Consider the following 17,095-nt stretch of genomic DNA (forward strand, 5'->3'; position numbering starts at 1 on the left):
TGTCCTCCCCCAAGAGCGCGCGACGGCCGGACCTCGTCGGCGTTCGCCGCCGAAGTCTACGGTTCGACGCCCGGTCGTCGAGCCCGAATCCACCAGGTGGAGCGGGCAGCCGTCCGGAGGACCTGGCTTGCTCCTCTGGGTGGAGTTGTTCAACCCGAGATGCGGTTGGTCAACGCCGACAACATCGCGTTGTACGCGATGGTCTGGTCTGGCGCACTCTCAGTGAGTCGGCGGTGTACGGGGCTGACGCCCACGGCGTCATCAACGCGGCCAGGCGTGCCTTGAACCCCCGTTGACGGGACGCCTGTGCCGAGGGCGGTGACGGCGGATGTCGGGGGACAGTCGGGTGGCCCAGTGGTTGGCTGTCTGCCCAGCTCGGCACCGGGGCGCGGGATTCCGCGACGCGGTAGTGCGCGATGTTCTTGAAAGCCCTTGGGGTAACTACCGACCCCCACCAAACCCGGCCTGGGCGCAAGCGAGTTGGGGCGCCACTCGTTCGGGTGATGGAAACGTCGGCTCGTCGGGCGGGTGGGGTACGGTCGCCGCACACAACCACAGACAGAGAACGGCCCCCGGCAGGACGGCAATCCCGGCGAGGGCCTGACCACACAGGAAGATTCGCCCTTCCCAATGGCTGAACCGCAGTCTAACGCGGCCCTGTCCGCGTACCCCCCGTCGCCCGAGCGGCAGTCGCCGCCCGCGCCTCCGGAACTCCCGCCGGACGCGCCCCGTGCCGGAGTCCTCCACGTACGGCACCGCCACATCGAGCGGTACACCGTCGTCGGCAACCACCTCGCCCAGCACCCTCGTCTCTCCGCTGCGGCTATCGGTATCGGCGTCCACATCCAGTCGTTGCCGGATGGCGCCTCGGTCACCATCAAGGCGCTGACCATGCGCTTCCCGGAGGGCGAGGTGACGATCGGCAGGGCGTTGAGGGAACTGGAGGAGGCCGGGTATCTCGTCCGGCGGCGGGTGCCGCTCGGAGGCGGCCGTATCGCCACGCGGACACTATTTCTCGATCACCCGGGGGCTGCTGTACGCGCCTCGGTGGCGGGCGGCGACTCGGGTGCCGTCGCCGCTGCGGCGGCCGGGCCCGCGCCCGCGGCTCTGTCTGCGCCGGAGCCGGTGGAGGTCTCGATGCCGGCTTCCGTGCATCCGAGGCGTGCTGTCATGGAACCCGTCACCCTGCTCGCCGGTCCGGCGGCTGACCTGCTCGCGCGACTACGGCTCGCCGACACCCGCCTGTTGCTCTCCGAACGGGATGTTCAGCGGCTCTTGCCCGCCGTCGAGACCTGGCTCGCCCGTGCCGCGACGCCGGACCAGATCACCCGAACTCTGACCGCGGGCCTGCCCGCCGAGTCTGTTCCCATCCGCCACCCGGCGAGCTTCGTCGAATACCGCCTGACGACCCTTCTCCCGCCGCCCTTGCCGACGGCGCCTCTCCGTACGGCGACGGCGGCGACGTCTGCAGCACAGCGGGCTCCGCTGGTCACCTGCGACGGCTGCGAACGCGCGATCCGTACGCATGAGCCGCGCGCGTTGTGCCGAGAGTGCAGGGCACGCCATGACTGCCGCAAGGCCGGAACGGTCCACTCGGCCGCCTGAACGCTTGTGCGGGTGAACTTTCGAGGTTCGGCGGCGTGGTCAGCGTGCGCTTTCTACGGTGTCTGTTGGTCGGTACGGGCGGCGGAGGTGAGCGGGCGGGTGAGCGAACTGGCAGGGGAGCCGGACGGAACCGCGGCTGCGGGCATGGGCTCGGACGTCGGGACGGAGCCTCCGGGGCCACCCGAGCCGGACTCGGGCATCCTCCGGGTATTCGGACGACAGTTGAAACGCTTCCGGCTGCGGGCGGGGCTGGAACGGGCCGAGTTCGGTGCGCGGACCGGCTACTCGGCGTCCACGATCGCGGCGTTCGAACAGGGGAGGCGGGTACCGCCGCCTCGGTTCATCGACGTGGCGGACGGGCTGCTGGACGCGGGTGGGATCCTCCAGGAGATGAAGGAGGAGGTGGCGCGGGCGCAGTATCCGGCGTTCTTTCGGGATGCGGCTCGGTTGGAGGCGGAGGCGGTTGAGCTGCACGTCTATGCGAACCAGGCGGTGCCAGGTTTGTTGCAGACGAGGGAGTACGCGCAGGCGGTCTTTCGCATGATGAGGCCCCCACTGGATGACGCGACGGTTGACGAACGCGTGGAGGGGCGGATAAGTCGTCAAGGGTTCTTCACCCGTCGTCCCACTCCTCTCGCCACTTTCGTCATTGATGAGTCCGTCCTCAAGAGACCCATCGGCGGACACCAGGTGCTTCGCGGACAGTTGGAGCACCTGCTCCTCACCGGCCACACACGAACCGTAGACGTGCAAATCATGCCGCTGGACCGGGAGGAGAACGCGGGTCTGGCTGGCCCGTTCACCTTGATCGAGACAGGTGATGGGCAGAGGATCGCGTACGTTGAGGTACAGAGCGCGAGCCGACTGCTCACCGAACGGGCTTCTGTCCGCAGCTTGGAGACCAAGTACAGCAGTCTTCGGGCGCAGGCGCTCACGCCTCATGAGTCGATGGCATACGTCGAGAAGTTGCTGGGAGAGGTATGAAGGCCGAGAGCATCAGCCGGGGCGATTCTCGGCTGCTCTGGATAAAGAGCAGCTACAGCAGTGAAGAGGGCGGTGAGTGCATTGAGGTCGCCACTTGCCCCCACACGATCCATGTGCGGGACTCCAAGGACACCTCCCGCCCGGGGCTGGTCGTTGGCACAGGCGCCTGGGCGGCGTTCGTCGGGTACACGGTGGATCAGGCCGTCTGATCTGCTCGGCAGGCTTCTGGACGGCTCATCGACGGCGCGGAGTCGGGGCAGACGCCTCGGACCACTGGCCGAGTTCGTGGACGAAGTCCTTGTAGGAGCGGTTGGTGCCGGTCGGGCCCGAGGCCAGTAGGCCAAGCGATCGGGCCTGCTCGGCGACCTTGGGTCCGTCGCACTCCCGGAATGCCGGAGAACCGAGCTTGCGCTTCAGGTCTTCCTTGGGACTCTTGATGGTTCCTGTGTCGCGGCCTTGGAGCTGCGCGGGAACCTTCCAGTTGGGCCGGACGGCCGGGAAGGCGTCCGGGAACAGTAAGAGCCATGCCTCCGACTCCCAAGCGGCAAGCGCCAACGCCGAGTCGCAGGGACTCTCGCGGGAGAGCGCTCCGGCGACGTTCGTGCGAACACGGGTGTACTCGGCGTCCGTGTAGCCGTCCAGGTCTTCGTGGATCACCAGGCCGACGAGTGGGCCCTTCGCCCGGAGCGCGCGGCCCTTCGCTTTGCCGATGATGGTGCGGACGCGGGCCGCAAGGTCGGGCCCGGTAGCCGTCTTGAGGCGGGTTTTGTCGCTGATCTCGACCAGGCGGGCGCTGCCCAGGTCCGGATGGTGCTGCTTGATGATCTCGGCGACGATCCGGCAGTCGTTGGAGTCCTCGCCGGCCAGCACGATGACGCCGCGCCCCTGGGAACCTCTGCTCCCGGCCACTACAGCTCGTCTCCCGTCAGGTCGCCTCCGAGAACACCTGAGAACCACAGCTCACCGAGCGGCAGGTCTCCGCTCTCCTCGACGATCGCACTCACCTCGCCCGTGCTGATCGCGGGGATGAGCGAGGCGCCCTCGTCGTCCCGCTCGCAGATCACGATCTCCTCGGGCAGGAGCCGGTCGGTGAGCGCCGGGGAGTGCGTCGCGACGATGAACTGGGTCCGTTCGCTGGCTTCCCTCAGGCGCTCGACGATCAACCTCAGAGCCTGAGGGTGGAGACCGTGGTCGATCTCCTCGATACATGTCAGTGCGGGAGGTGTGGGGTCGTGGAGCAGCGCCAGGAGACCGAGGAGGCGGACGGTCCCGTAGGAGGCGTCGGCGAGTGGGGTGGGCTGCCGTAGCCCGCGCTCTCGCAGGATGACAGTGACCTGATCGGCCCGGCCTCCGACGTGGACGAAATCCATGTCCAGCAGTTGCGGAAGGACGGAACGGGCGTCGTCGACCAGCCGGTTCCAGAGGTCGTCATCGCCCGTGTGGAGCGCGTACAGGAAGGCGGCCAGGTTGTCCGCGTCGGATGACAGGTCGTCGTAGTCGACGCGGGAAGGTCGGCGTGCGGCGTCGACGTTCACGTCGAAGACGCGGAACGAGGAGAGCTGGTGCGCCACCCGGGCCACCTCGGTTCCACCCTCGGTACTGGTCAAGCGGGGGAGGGTGGACAGACCGCTGCTGAGTCGCTGGATACCGAACTCGCTGCTGTCCTCAAGACCGCTGCTCGGCCGGGTGTCGACCACTGTGGCGCGCTCGCCCGACACGGTGATGCGGCGGCCTCGTCCCCGCGTCCGCTTGAACTGGAAGCTCTCGCTGCGGGTGAGGCGGTAACGGCCGCTGTCTTTGTTATTGGGTGCCGAGTAGCGCCGGACCTTGAGGTCGTATTCGTCGGGGGCGTTGGGGCTGGAGTGGGTGGTCCAGGTGGCCTTGAGTCGGATCCGGAGGGTGGTCGGCGGTTTGGGCCCGCCCCAAAACGCGACCTGGTCGAACCCGCCCCGGGATTCGAGGGCGGGTTCGAGGTCGGTACGGATGATGTCGGCGAGCAGGTCGAACACCTTGAGTACGTTCGACTTGCCAACACCGTTCGCACCGACGAGGACCGTCAGAGGACCTAACGGGATCGTCACGTCCCGCAGGCTGCGGAAGTTCTCCACGTGCAGTTCGAGCAACTGTCCTGGCATGGACGGAACCTATCGGGAGGCGTGGTACAGGATGGGGGATGGCAGGTGTGGCGTCGGCGCACACTGCTGATGGTCAGATATGCGCCGGCACGTCACGCCCACCGTCCGCAGGCTCGGGTTGAGTCCATCGCCCTGCGGCAATTTCGGCATCTAGCCGCGCCTGGAAGTGCGCGTGAGCACCCCGCATCTCCGCCTCGCGGTCCGCCTTGTAGAAGGGGGGCTCGTATCCCTCAGGAGGTGGGGTGGTGTCGGGAGACTCGAGATGGACAAGGAGAGCTGGATAGGCCTCTTTGGTTTGGCCGTGGCCGTATGCGTAGGGATCGGCGGCAATCCGGCGCCCCTGCACGTCGAAGTACATTGCTGCTTCTCGGTCGGCGAGCACGGCGTAGCGGGAGCGGTAGAGGGCAGCGAGCTGATCCGCAGTAATGCCCAGCCAGACTGATACGAGCGCATCCAACTCCACAAGGGCTGCACGGCGTTCGAGCTCTGTACGGAGCGGGATTTCAGCCATCCACACTTTGGTGAGATCCGCTGCCAGCGGCTTGAGGCTAGGCCATCCGGCGTAAGACCATTCTTCGTAGCCGGGCCAGCTGGGGTGAAACAGTTCTTCCCATAGCGGAGCGTAGGCTTTTGTCAAACAATTTAGGCGGAGGGTGCGGAGTAGAAGAGGGTGAGTGAGAGGGTGATCAGAGATTGGTGCTGGCATTTTATTGGCCTCGGCTACGCGGAGGTCGGATCGGCCAGTGATGCGTAGGAGGTAGTCCAGGGGGAGAGCGGCCCAGAAACCCGCATTCAAGGCGGTGAGGCGATTGTTAGACAGAGCCATGGAATGCACCGCATCGATATGTGCTGGCCCTGGCGGAATCAAGGAAGCGAATAGGCTGCGCTCAGTATTCTTGGGGTCAATCATTCGTCGCCAGGCGAGGCGGAAATAGCGTGTGTAACGCTTGTCGCCCCATTGATCCTGTGCCGTCTCGTATTCGGATCGGTCGGTTGCGCGTGTGTACGTGGTGCGTGGAACGGCCGCGCCTGAAAGATCAGTCAAGCGCCAGGGGGTCCAATCCTTCCCGTTTCGCATCGGAATGTTTGGTTGCTTCGCGAAAGGGGTTGCGATTGAAAAATGCGTGCCCTGTAGTGTTACCTCATTCCAAGATTCTGGTTGGTTTACGGCGTAGCGAATATAGCCGTCTCTTTTTGCATTGGTCTCGTTAAATCCGCTACTGATTGTCGGCAGCTCTTGGCTCAACCGCCAAGTGGCGCCTGCAAGTGCTGCGATAGCCCCTTGTTCTGCAGTCGTGATCGGGTGGAGAAGTTGAGTCTGATCGACCGGATTTGCATCTTCCCCGCCTAGTTTCTGCCACTCGGCGAGCAGGGGAGGGGTGACTCTCACGAGGCGTGATGCGTGCGGCCTTACATCCCACTTGCCATTATGTTTTTGCGTGGGAAGATCGCCGTGGCCGTCGTGAGTGAGTGAATCGGGCAAGACTTGAGCGGAGTGGAGTTGGCTGATCGTCAAGAAATTGATTGCGTCACCCTGGGCCCCATAAATATGCAGCCCGAACGAAACGGTTCTACCGATTTCAAAGGCCCAGTTACCTGAATTCACGAAGGTTGCATGGAGTCGGAGGTGTCGATAAGCTGCTGCTCGAAGTTCCCCCTCTTTGACGCCGTCAAGATGGGTGTCTGGGTGAACCATTCCTGCCATGCCGTTATGTCTAATGTGTCCCCAAACCTGACACATGAAGGACCGGTATAGGTTGGGTCGGGTTCCGCTGATCAGAGGGTAGGTTGCGGGTGAGCTCAACATCTCGACCATGCCCGCATTTGCTGTCAGCTCACGGAGAAAGTAGGCTGTATTGCTTACTCCATCCCTCAAAATGTCTTCCTTGTGGAGCCGCCAATCTTCGGTGCTTGGCTTATCCGTGAGCATAAACCAGGGCTCACGTTCGGCCAGGACTACACTCTCTTTCCACTCTGGCCTAACCCAAGGCGGATTCCCCACCTGCAAGTCATACCCACCCTTGGCAAACACCTGCGCAAAGTCCAATTCCCAATGGAAAAACCCCTGCGCCCGTGCTGCATCCCCCGCAACCCCCGCCCAGGGGAACCGCAGCTCCAGCTGCTGAAAATGTTCCATGCCCATCAAATCCGGCAGGGCATCCTCATAAGGCTCAAGTTCCGCCAGCGTCCCGAACTCCGCCACCAGCGAGTCAGCCGGAACATCCTCCGTGCCAACCAACGCCTCTGCGAACTCCAGCCAGTCGTCCAACCCCGCCAGCGGAACCACCGCCCGCTTACGCGCACCCCCGATGGCCTCCTTGCGTCGCCCCGCCCGCCGACGCTCCACCGAGGCCGCCGTCAGTTCACCAGCACCCGTCACCTCGCCAAACAGGTCGGTCGTCTCCCAGGACATCAGCACCCCGGACTCGTCCGCAGCCCGCAGCCCCTCCGCCACAGCACCCGAAGGAAGCTCCTCGGCCCCCCGCTCGTACACCGCCGCCGTACCGTCCAGCAGCCCGGCCTCCTGCACCGGCCAGAACCACAACGCGCACCACGCGTCCATCAACGTCTTGAGACGCCAGTACGGGGTGTCCGGAGCCGTCAAATCAGCGACGACCTTCTCCCGCTGCACCGCGACCTCCGGCGACCGCAGCCAGCCATCCTCCGCGCCCCACACATCGATCCGCCGCGAGATGTCCCGCTCGGAGATCTCCAGGCGTCGAACGACCAGCCCCCACAGGAACTCGACCCGCCGTGCTGCCGCCTGAAGTCGTTCCGCCTGCTTGGCAGTTGGGGTCCGAGTGATCATCTTGCGCCAGTTTCCCAGCGCCCGCGCCGCCTCCGGGGCCAGCGCCTTCGCTTCCTTCTCGGCGGCGACCGCGCCCCACTCCTTCGCGGGGAGGAGGAAGTGGTGGACGGCGTTCTCCGTGACCCGCTGCACCGAGCCGCTCCGGGTCGTGCGCTCCGTCACCGTCACCGGGAGGCCGTTCGCAGCCTCCGTCAGCGGGAAGCGTTCCGGCGTGGTCCCCAGCCAGGCCGCCTTCTTCAGCTTCTCCGCCGGGTACACCTCCCGCCGGCCGCCGATCAGGGAGTTGCCGCGCCGCAGGTGCAGGCCGAACCACGGGGCTTCCATGCCGGGGTGCATGGTGTTGAGCCACAGGGACACCTCCGCCAGCTCCACGGCCGTCTCGTTGAGGTCGACACCGTAGGAGTTGTGCAGGGCGACGTACGCCTTCGCCTTTTGGAACTCGACCGCGTACTTCTCCGTGTCGATCGGCGTGCCCAGCTCCTCCTGGCGGCGCCGCAGGTACTCGGCTGCGACCTGGTTGATGGCCTCGTTGAGGAAGGCCCCGGAGCCGAGCGCCGGCTCGCAGATCTTCCAGTCGAGCAGCTCGCGTGCCTCGGTCGTCGTGCCGTCCTGGTCCAGGCGGTGCTGGAGGGCCAGTTGGACCGTGACCTTGGTGAGGGACTCGGGGGTGTAGTACGAGGCGGAGGTCTGGCGGTCGCGGCCGGAGAGGCGGTAGACGAACGAGCCGGGGGTGTAGGTGACGCGGACGTCCTCTCCGGTCTCCTCGTCGCGGCGATACACGAACACATCGCGCGGATAGTCGTCGATCTTCGACTTCGGGATCAGCCAGGAGCCGTCCTTCGGATCGCCGCCCTTCGCGACCTCGTACAGATCCTCGTTGTCGGCCGCGATGAACCCGCTGTACGACATCAGCCCCTCGTACACCGCCCCAAGCTGGTTGATGCCGAGCTGGGCGTACGAGATGAAGCCGCCGCGCTCGCCCTTCTTGCCGCGGGTGATCATCAGCAGGCGCAGCACCTTGTAGAGGGTGGCGTTCCGCAGCCGGGTGTCCAGGACGCCGCCTGAGCCCTCAAGGCCGGCCTCGTCGTCATCATCGTCGGTGTCGTCGTGGGGGTGCGGGATCGCGCCCAGGCCGATCAGCCGGATCGACTCCGGTTCGAACAGCTTGGAGTGCAGCGGCTCGAAACGCAGACCCACGTCCTCGCTGGCCTTGGCGGCGGCCTCCACGCCGTCCGCTTCCGCCTCCGAGGGCCCGTGCGTCCGGCGCGAGCGGTAGCCCTCCTGCACCTTGCGGAAGAGCAGGTCCAGGGACTCGTACAGGTACGTGCCCTGCCGGGACTTCTCGTCGACGAGGTCCCGTTCGGCGATCAGTTCGCCGAGGCGACCGAGGCCGTAGCCCTGCTGGTACTCGGGATAGTCGGCGGGCAGGATGCCCAGCTCGGGGCGGGCCTCCGCGTAGAGGAGGAACAGGATGCGGTAGAGGTAGCGGAGCGACTCGCGGGTCAACTGCTTGCCGAGGTCGGACAGTTCGCCGATGTCCTCGGGGCGTACGCCCTGCTCGCGCAGCCGGGCCAGGACCTCGCCCGCGATCAGCTCCACGCTCAGCCGCAGACCGTCGCGCAGCTCGCTGGAGACGCCCACCGCGTGCTTGGTGGACTTGCCGACGAGTTCCGCGAGGGGGTTCTCGCCGCCCTCCTCCGGGGTGCGCAGCGAGTCCGCGCCGAACAGGGCGGCGATCGTGTCGAGTTCGCCGCCCGCCTTGGTGTCGTTGCGCTGGAGAGCCGCGTCGAGCGAGACCGCGAGGTAGCGACCCTCGCCCCACACCATCCGGTCCGCGAGGACGACGACCCCGCCGACCAGCAGCAGCACGTACCGGGGCGCGTCCTCGCACGCGAAGAGGAACGAGGCGAGCTTCGAGCCCGTCGGCACGGTGTTGCGGCCGTCCAGCGGAACCGGCTCCAGGAGGCGGCCGGCGCCCTCCGGGTCGAGGGCGGCGTCCGGTTCGGCGGCCCAGCCGCAGTCGACCGCGACCAGGCCCTTCTCGGCGTGCGCGACCCGGACCTCGTACGGCTGGTCGGCGCGCGTGACCGTCATCGTGCGCGGCTTGGCGTCGTAGCCGAGGGCCCGCAGCACCTCCGCGTTCAGGGCGCGGACCCGCTCGCACCAGGCGGGGGAGTCGTACGTCGCCGAGTCGTCCTCGGTGTCCTGGGCGGCCGCCGTGCCGTCCTCGTCGTCCTCGGGGAGCGCGAAGGAGGAACGGGCCCGGAAGTAGCGGCGGCGCAGTTCACGCAGGCCCGCGCGCGGGGTGACCGGCAGGGCGTCGGCGTCCGGTTCTCCCGGCACCGCTTCGGCCGTTCCGCCGGCTCCCGCCGCGGCCGCCCGCTCGGCCTCCGCCCTCGCCTCGTCCTCGCGCTGCTTCCATGCGGCCAGCAGGCCCGACTTGAGGTCCTTGGGCAGCACCTCGGCGAGGTAGTGCGCCGAGAAGTAGTCTCCTCGGTTGACCAGGGAGTCGTACGTCATGTCCGGTCTCTTCTCAGGGAATCTCAGGTCGGGAGGTCTGGCGGGCGACGGGGCGGCGAGCCGGGCCGTGGGCGGGCGTGGGCTCAGGCCGTGGACGGCGGAGGAGCGGGCGCTTCCGGGTCGGGGACCAGGACGGCAAGGACTCGCATCAGTGGGCGGCCGGTGGTTAGCAGCGAGTCCGCGAGCGAGGCGAGGGACTTCTTCGTCCGCTCACCGGCGAGGGTGGGCTGCTCCCAGTCGCCCAAGCGGGCCTTGTAGTCGTCGATCGGCTTGCGCAGCGGCTCGTCCCAGGCGTCACGGTGCCGGTCGAGGAATTCCTCGGCGGCGGCCAGGGCGTCGGGAATGCCGGCCTCCAGCGCCGTCGCCGGTTCGCTGTGGCGCATCGGGTTGGCCATGGTCGGGCCGACCCCGGAGCGGTGCAGCAGACCGACCATGTCGTCCTCGACGGTGCCGCCCCGCGTCACCCCCATCCACTTGACGACGGTCGGACGGCCCAGCGCGTTGGAGTAGACGCCCTGCACGAGGTAGGTGGGCTCGGGCACGTCGGCTGTGATGGTCAGCGCCTCCTGGCGGCCCAGGCGGACCAGGACCTTGTCCGTCAGCCACTCCACCACCGGATGCAGATCCGTGAGCAGGGAGATCTCCGGCCAGCTGGACGTGGACGACTCGCGGGCCCGCTTCAGGGAGTGCTCGGCGAGCCGGCGGTTGAAGGTCACCAACAGCCGCTCGCGCAGGCGCTGTTCGCGTACGTAGTCCAGCGGGAGCGCCTTGAGGCGGTGCACCAGGTCGGTGGGCGGGCGGAAGGACAGCAGGCCCGACTCGGTGTCCCGGTGCAGGTCCAGGCTGGTGGTCGCGTCGGGGAACACCTCGCTCAGCGCCTCGTCGAGGAACTCGGCGGTCGACGTGAACAGCCGGGGAACCGCCGCGTTGCCCGGCGCGGACGTGCCCGTGCCCTTTCCTTCGGCGTCCTGCGGATCGCCGCCCTCCGCGCCCGGTCCGGCGTCGCCCACCGAACCGAAGAAGTCCGCCAGGAAGTCGTCCATGGCCGCGTCCGCCTCGGCCTCCGCGCGGTGCGCGTCCAGCGACTCGTCCACCGTACGACCGCGCAGCAGATCCTGGATGAGGGACTTCTCCTCGGCCTCCGCCCGGTACAGGCCCGTCACCGCCTCGGCTGTGCCCAGCGCCCGGTGCGCCTGGTCCTCCCGGTCCAGCAGCCGCTCCGCCACCACCGTGTCGTCCTTCGCGCCCTCCACCTCACTGGTGAGGATCAGCGCGCGGAACTGTGGCTGGTGCGCCTGCCCGTACCGGTCGATACGGCCGTTGCGCTGCTCGATGCGGATGAGCGACCACGGCACGTCGTAGTGGATCAGCTGGTGGCACTGGCGGTGCAGGTTGACGCCCTCGGACGCCACATCGCCGGTCAGCAGGACGCGTACCGGCGCGTCCGCCAGGCCGAAGTCCTCCACACACTGCATCTGCTGCTCGTCCGACAGGCCGCCGTGCATCACCCGCGTCGACTCCTCGGCCGCCCGGCCCCGGAAACCGAGGGCGGCCGGCAGCACCGTGCGCAGCCACTCCAGGGTCTGCACCCGCTCGGAGAAGACCACCACCCGCGCGTCCGACTTCGGGCCGACACCGATCGTCTTCAGCTGCTCGACCAGCGCCGCGAACTTCGCCGAGTCCGCTTCCGTCAGCGGCTCCACCAGTTCTTGGAGCGTGCGCAGCGGGGCCAGTTCGGCGCGGGTCGCCGTCGGTTCGTCCTTCTTCTCCAGCGTCTTGATACGTGCGCTGACCGTCGCCTTCAGGGCGGCGTGCGAGGACAGGAACGACTTGAGCAGCGTGTACGGGAAGAGAGGGACGCCACTCACCGAGGTGCCGTTCTCTCCGGGCAGCCAGACGGCCGCCAACTCCTCGAAGATCTTCTCCTCGGCGGGAGTCGCCGCACACCGCACCGACTGCGAGGGGCCACGGTCCGCCCACTGGCCCTTCATCTGCTCGCGGACCTCGGGGCTGATCTTCGTACGGCGGATGAACAGGTGCTCGATGTCCTTCGCGCGGTAGTGCTCCGGGTCGCGGATCGCCGCCGGGTCGAGGAGGCCGATCAGCTCCGCGAACGACTTCGCGTCACCGTTGTGCGGGGTCGCTGAGGCCAGGATCAGGGCGTCCGTGCGCGGGGCGAGGATCTGCGCGAGCTGGTTGCGCAGGGAGCCGCGGTTGATCAGGTTGTGCGACTCGTCGATGACGACCGCGTCCCAGTTGATCCGCTCCAGGTGGTGCTTGTACTGGTCAGTGTTCTTCAAGGTGTCGATCGAGACGATGACCCGCTTGAAGTACGTGAACGGGTTCCGGCCCGCCGGGATCTCCCGCTGGATCCGCTCGATGCCGATCGAGTCCAGCCGTACGAGAGAGATCGCGAACCGGGTCCACAGCTCGTGCTGGAACTGCTCCAGGACGTGCTGCGGGGTGACCACCAGGATGCGCTCACCGCGCCCCCGACGGATCAGCTCGGCCAGCGTCAGACCGATCTCCAGGGTCTTGCCGAGCCCCACCACGTCGGCGATCAGCAGCCGCGGGCGCAGGTTGCGGCCCGACAGGGCCAGCTCGGCGGGGCGGCGCTGGTAAGGGAGGGAGTCGAGAAGGAACGAGTCGGCCAGGGCCAGCCGGCGCTCGGACTGGGGGAGCGCGGTCTTCCGCAGGACCGCCTCCAGGAAGAGACGGGAGCGGCGGAAGTTCGACGACTCGTCCCGGACCAGCTTCGTACGGCGGGGGTCGATCAGCTCGATCGTGTCCAGGCCGGTGAAGAACACGGCTTCCTGGTCCCGTACGAAGTCGGAGACGCCGACGACGTCGACCTTCGCGCCGTCGTGCTCGGTGCGTACGGAGTTCCGCACGAGCCACACCTCGTCGCGCACGAAGACCTGCGCGCCTGCCGGAAACTGGTCCTCCCCGTCGGGGCGAGGGCCGACCGGTGCGGTGCTGCTCTGCTGGGCGGTCACCCGCTGCCTCCCGTGTCCGTGGTGCTGTCCTGTTGTCGCGGCCGGCTCCCGGCTCGGGCAGACCTGCCGCTCACGCTGTTGTACCGCTCCACTGTGCCGTATGGGCGGTAAAGCGCGTGAACCACCCTCACCGGGGCAGACCCGCAGGTCAAGGGTGCGCGGTGGGGGCGTGCCGGGGGAGGCACCTGGAGAGGTGCGCGGGATGTGGTCAGAACGCGGCGCGCGCCGCGTACGCCTCGCGCAGCTGCTGGGCGGTGCGGCGGGCCTGGGCGGAATGGCGCAGGGAACGAGCCGGGGGCCGACCGGTGGGGCGGGAGCGCTGTGGCACGTCCTCCTTCGGAGCGCTCTGCTGAGGCTCCGCGTTCGGAGGCGCCGGGGTCGTGGGCGCCGATGGAGCGGGTGGCTCGGCCTGTGCCGTCCGGTGTGGCGCGGCGAGACGCATGGTGGGGTGGGTTTCCGGCGCGGGTCCGTCCGCGACCATGGGTGGGGTCGGCGGTTCGTCAGCACGCGGCCCGGCTGCCGGATCGGACAGAGCGGGGACGGCGGCAGCAGGGGAGTTCTCCGGCGCCGACAGCAGCGTCGGGAAGTCCTGCAGCGGCGCGGCCGTGTAGGTGGTGAGACGCCGGCGTGCCTGGGCGAGCTTCAGCCCCTGCGCCTCGACGAGGCCACGGCACTGCTGGACGACCTCGGTGATCGTGGGCCGGTCCTGAGCGTGATGGGACAGCATGGCCGTCAGGAGGGGGACCAACTCGGGTGGCGCCCCCGTCAGATCGGGGGCGGTCGTCGGATCGGTGACCATGTGGAACAGCACGTGGATGTTGTTCGCGTGGTACGGCAGGTGGCCCGTCGCGGCGAACAGCAGAACCGTACCCAGTGCGTACACGTCGACGGCGCTCGTCAGCGGCTTCACACCGTTGGCCTGCTCGGGCGGCATGCACGACGGGGTGCCGACGACCGTGTTGGCTGCGGTGAGGGAAGTGCTCGACTCGGCGAAGACCGCGAGGCCGAAGTCGATGATCTTGGGACCGTTCGGGCCGAGCAGGATGTTCGCGGGCTTCAGGTCCCGGTGCAGCAGCCCCTGCTTGTGCACATAACCCAGACCCTCGGCGAGGGTGGCGCCGAGCGACAGGACCAGGAGCGCGGGCAGCGGGCCGTGGGTCACCACATGCTTGCCGAGGTCCGGACCCTCCACGTACTCCGTGGCCAGCCAGGGCTGTTCCGCCTCCGCGTCCGCGTCGAGGAGCTGCGCGATCCGCGCGCCCCAGACCGTCTTCAGGATCTCGATCTCCTGCGCGAAGCGCAGCCGGGCGGTCGAATCGACGACCGACGGCTTGATGATCTTCACCGCGGCCGGCTCACCGCCCGGAGACTCGCCCAGGTACACCTGTCCCATGCCGCCCTGGCCGATCCGGCCCAGCAGCTCGAAGCCGCCGATCTGTGCCGGATCCTCGGGGCTGAGCGGCGTGGTCTGCACGTCTGAGTCTGTCCTTCGGTCGGGTCCGCCGGTCGGGAGCTGTCGAAGCGGCTCCGCAACAAGCTAGCCGATCCGGCGGACAACCTGAGCACATCCAGCGGACCGCCTGAACTCCCGATGGCGATGAAGCCTCCGGCCCGGAACGCTTCGGAACGACGGCGGCAGGTCCTGCCGGTCTGCAGCGGGCGTGGTGGTCCGCGCCCCCTGCACGAAGGCTGATTCTGTATACGTTGAACCGTGGCTGCGTCCGTCCCGTGCCGAGAGCGAACCGAGGCAGCAGGAAGCTTGACGGCGCATCGGGTCCTATCCGATGAACCCCGTCAGGATGCGTCCGGCGGTTTCCGACCCCAGCGGTGCCCGGGTGATCCGGACGTCGGCGCCAAGTGACGCTGTCCACCCGCTGACTGACCCGGCGGGTACCTCTTGGTCAGCTGATGCGGTGAACCTGCGCGGACGGGTCAGCGCAGCCTTGCGAACACCACAGCCGCCCCAGCCGCCCCTCCTGTTGCGTCAGACGGCCTCGAGCGCCCGCCGGATCAGCGGTCCCGCCTTCTCCAGGTCGGCTACGGCCCGGCAGGCCCCGATCTCGCCGAGCGGATCTGCGAGCAGATCCGCTCCTGGAGCCCTGCCCGGGAAGTCGAGCCCCTGGTTACCGCCTACCCGCAAGGTACGCCAGACATCGAGCTCGCTGACGGGGCTGTGATCGACCGGCCTCCGTGCGGCTCGTCATCATCTACTGATGTGGGTGGTTTGGGTGAGGCCGTCGGCACGGTCGGTCGCACCCGCCGAAGCGAGAAGCGAAGCTGCGGAGCGCTGCCTACTCGACAGACTCATCGTGCGTGCGCAATGAGTGCGCCCTTGGTGACACGCCAGCTGCGCAGACGCATGGTGGGCCCCTTGGTTGGGGCGACCATTAGAACCCAGACCATGAGCCCGACCACGGCAGATGCTCGGGCCACTGCGCAGACCCTGATCGCCCGCGGGTACTGACTGCGCAGCCGTCCACCAGCGCTGCGCATCCCGCTGCGCGCAATGCGTGAAGTTGGTTGCGCATGGCTGTGGTTGGGGCCGGCCGGGGTGTCGGGGCTTTGGCCGCACCCGTGGTCGGGCGTCGCGGTTGTGGTCGACCGTGGGGCTCTGCGCAGCCGCCGTACGGCGGTGGTAGCCGGCCTGCGCAGCAGCTGCGCAGGCCGGCTACCCATGTGGCGACCAACTCCAGGCGACTGTGTGGTCGGGTTCCTGGACGGGATGCCACACGGGCCGGGAGGGGCCGTGGGCGCGCAGGTCTGCCAGCGCCGCGGACAGGACAGGGACCGTGCGCACGAAGAGCGCCAGCGCCGGGTCCATGGCGGCCACATGAAGGGCGTGGATGCGGGTGGTGATGCCGGCGGGGCCGGTGCCGTCCAGGACGAACAGCAGGCGGGGGAAGAGCGGGTAGCGCCGCCGCCATGCCTCCTGCGCCGGCTCCTGCCCGAAGGCCGGCCGACGCTGACCCGGGGTGGTGGGCACGTAGCCGTGGAGGCGGGCGTAGGCGGTGAGTTTCGCGGCCAGGCGTTCCGGGCCCATGGTGGCCCGGTCGACCTCGACGAACGCCCGCAGCATCGGCCCATCCCCGCCCTCACGGCCCTGCCGGTAGTACATCAGTGCGTCGGGGATAACGGCCTCACCGCCGCCGAGGGGGTGGTGGACCTCGGGTATCCAGTCCAACGGCCGGCACAACTCGCCGCGGCGACGCGCGTCCTCAAGGAAGACGAGCGCAGTCTCCGTCACTGTCAGCGTGTGCCCGACCCGCAGTCGCACGGCAGTTGGATCGGACACTGTCTTCGGCGGCCGCCGCCCGCGGAACTCGGGCCACTCCGATGCGATTTGCACACCGTAGGAGGTGGGAAACCACGCCCGCAGCCGTCCGGCCCGAGGCAGGGTGATGCGGTCGATGAGCCCCTCATCGCGCAGTTTGGCCAACCGTCGCCGCGTCTGCTCCCTGCGCACTTCGGGGGTGATCACCCGGTGCATCTGTTCGGTGGTGGCCATCCGGTACTGCGTCAGCGCCGCAAGCGCCAACCGGTCACCACTACCCGTATCCACGTCGGTCATCGTTGGCCCGCCTTTCCTGCACGGGCGGCGCCGTCCTGTCCGGCGCCGCGCATACCGGCTACAGCAGCAGCCGACCCCGACCACGCTCGCGACCATGAAGGCCCGACCACGGTCACGATGCGACAACACCCCTTTTGACCGGGCCGATATCCCCGCCGACAATTATCTGTGCGCCGCCGCGCCCAGCGCGGCATATCCGCAGGTCACCACAGACTCTTCGGCGTGGTCGCCAGCCTGACATCCCCCTCTGCACACCCCCGCGCTCGCCCCGAAACAGAAGAACAGGTGAAGGGGACGGCGGGCGAACGGGCGGGCGCGTGCCACCGGGGGATCGGGGCCGCCGTTGCGCATGTCGCGGGGGGGGGGGGGGGGGCCCCCCCCGGGGGGGGGGGGGGGGGGGCCCCCCCCCCCCCCCCCGGTTCGCGGGGGGGGGGGGTGTTGTTTGTTTATGAGTTATGTTAAAACAAGATTATAAATA

The 17,095-nt window shown here is 68.1% G+C and carries 9 protein-coding genes; 3 read left to right on the forward strand and 6 right to left on the reverse strand.

Going from position 1 to position 17,095, the window contains the following annotated elements:
- Positions 1-630 precede the first annotated feature (630 nt).
- From ABT296_RS23395 to ABT296_RS23405, 3 genes are all read left to right on the forward strand, one after another.
- Positions 631-1,605 carry a hypothetical protein gene (locus tag ABT296_RS23395; RefSeq protein WP_351930362.1) on the forward strand — a complete coding sequence of 325 codons (975 nt, stop codon included), beginning with the start codon at positions 631-633 and terminating at the stop codon, positions 1,603-1,605.
- A 144-nt stretch (positions 1,606-1,749) separates the two neighbouring features.
- A complete protein-coding gene (locus tag ABT296_RS23400) occupies positions 1,750-2,589 on the forward strand; it encodes a helix-turn-helix domain-containing protein (RefSeq protein WP_351930386.1) in 840 nt (279 codons plus the stop codon).
- The gene (locus ABT296_RS23405; RefSeq protein WP_351930364.1) at positions 2,586-2,798 is read left to right on the forward strand and encodes a DUF397 domain-containing protein; all 213 of its coding nucleotides are present in this window, start codon (positions 2,586-2,588) and stop codon (positions 2,796-2,798) included. Before ABT296_RS23400 ends, ABT296_RS23405 begins: the two co-directional genes overlap by 4 nt.
- A 25-nt stretch (positions 2,799-2,823) precedes the next feature.
- Here ABT296_RS23405 and ABT296_RS23410 read toward each other — a convergent pair whose 3' ends face one another.
- From ABT296_RS23410 to ABT296_RS23435, 6 genes are all read right to left on the reverse strand, one after another.
- Positions 2,824-3,459 carry a hypothetical protein gene (locus tag ABT296_RS23410; RefSeq protein ID WP_351930366.1) on the reverse strand — a complete coding sequence of 212 codons (636 nt, stop codon included), beginning with the start codon at positions 3,457-3,459 and terminating at the stop codon, positions 2,824-2,826.
- 38 nt (positions 3,460-3,497) lie between these two features.
- Positions 3,498-4,724, reverse strand: a complete 1,227-nt coding sequence (locus tag ABT296_RS23415) for an AAA family ATPase (protein ID WP_351930368.1) — start codon at positions 4,722-4,724, stop codon at positions 3,498-3,500.
- A 73-nt stretch (positions 4,725-4,797) separates the two neighbouring features.
- Positions 4,798-10,053, reverse strand: a complete 5,256-nt coding sequence (locus ABT296_RS23420) for a class I SAM-dependent DNA methyltransferase (protein ID WP_351930370.1) — start codon at positions 10,051-10,053, stop codon at positions 4,798-4,800.
- 83 nt (positions 10,054-10,136) lie between these two features.
- Positions 10,137-13,049, reverse strand: a complete 2,913-nt coding sequence (locus ABT296_RS23425; protein ID WP_351930372.1) for a DEAD/DEAH box helicase — start codon at positions 13,047-13,049, stop codon at positions 10,137-10,139.
- A 208-nt stretch (positions 13,050-13,257) separates the two neighbouring features.
- Complete coding sequence (locus ABT296_RS23430; RefSeq protein WP_351930374.1) at positions 13,258-14,523, reverse strand: serine/threonine-protein kinase; 1,266 nt, start codon at positions 14,521-14,523, stop codon at positions 13,258-13,260.
- Positions 14,524-15,717: 1,194 nt separating this feature from the next.
- Positions 15,718-16,617: a replication-relaxation family protein gene (locus ABT296_RS23435; protein WP_351930376.1), complete on the reverse strand. Its 900-nt coding sequence runs from the start codon at positions 16,615-16,617 to the stop codon at positions 15,718-15,720.
- Between the last annotated feature and the right edge of the window lie 478 nt (positions 16,618-17,095).

Origin of the sequence: Streptomyces sp. NPDC000983, from assembly GCF_040299205.1 — a bacterium.
GTDB lineage: Bacteria > Actinomycetota > Actinomycetes > Streptomycetales > Streptomycetaceae > Streptomyces.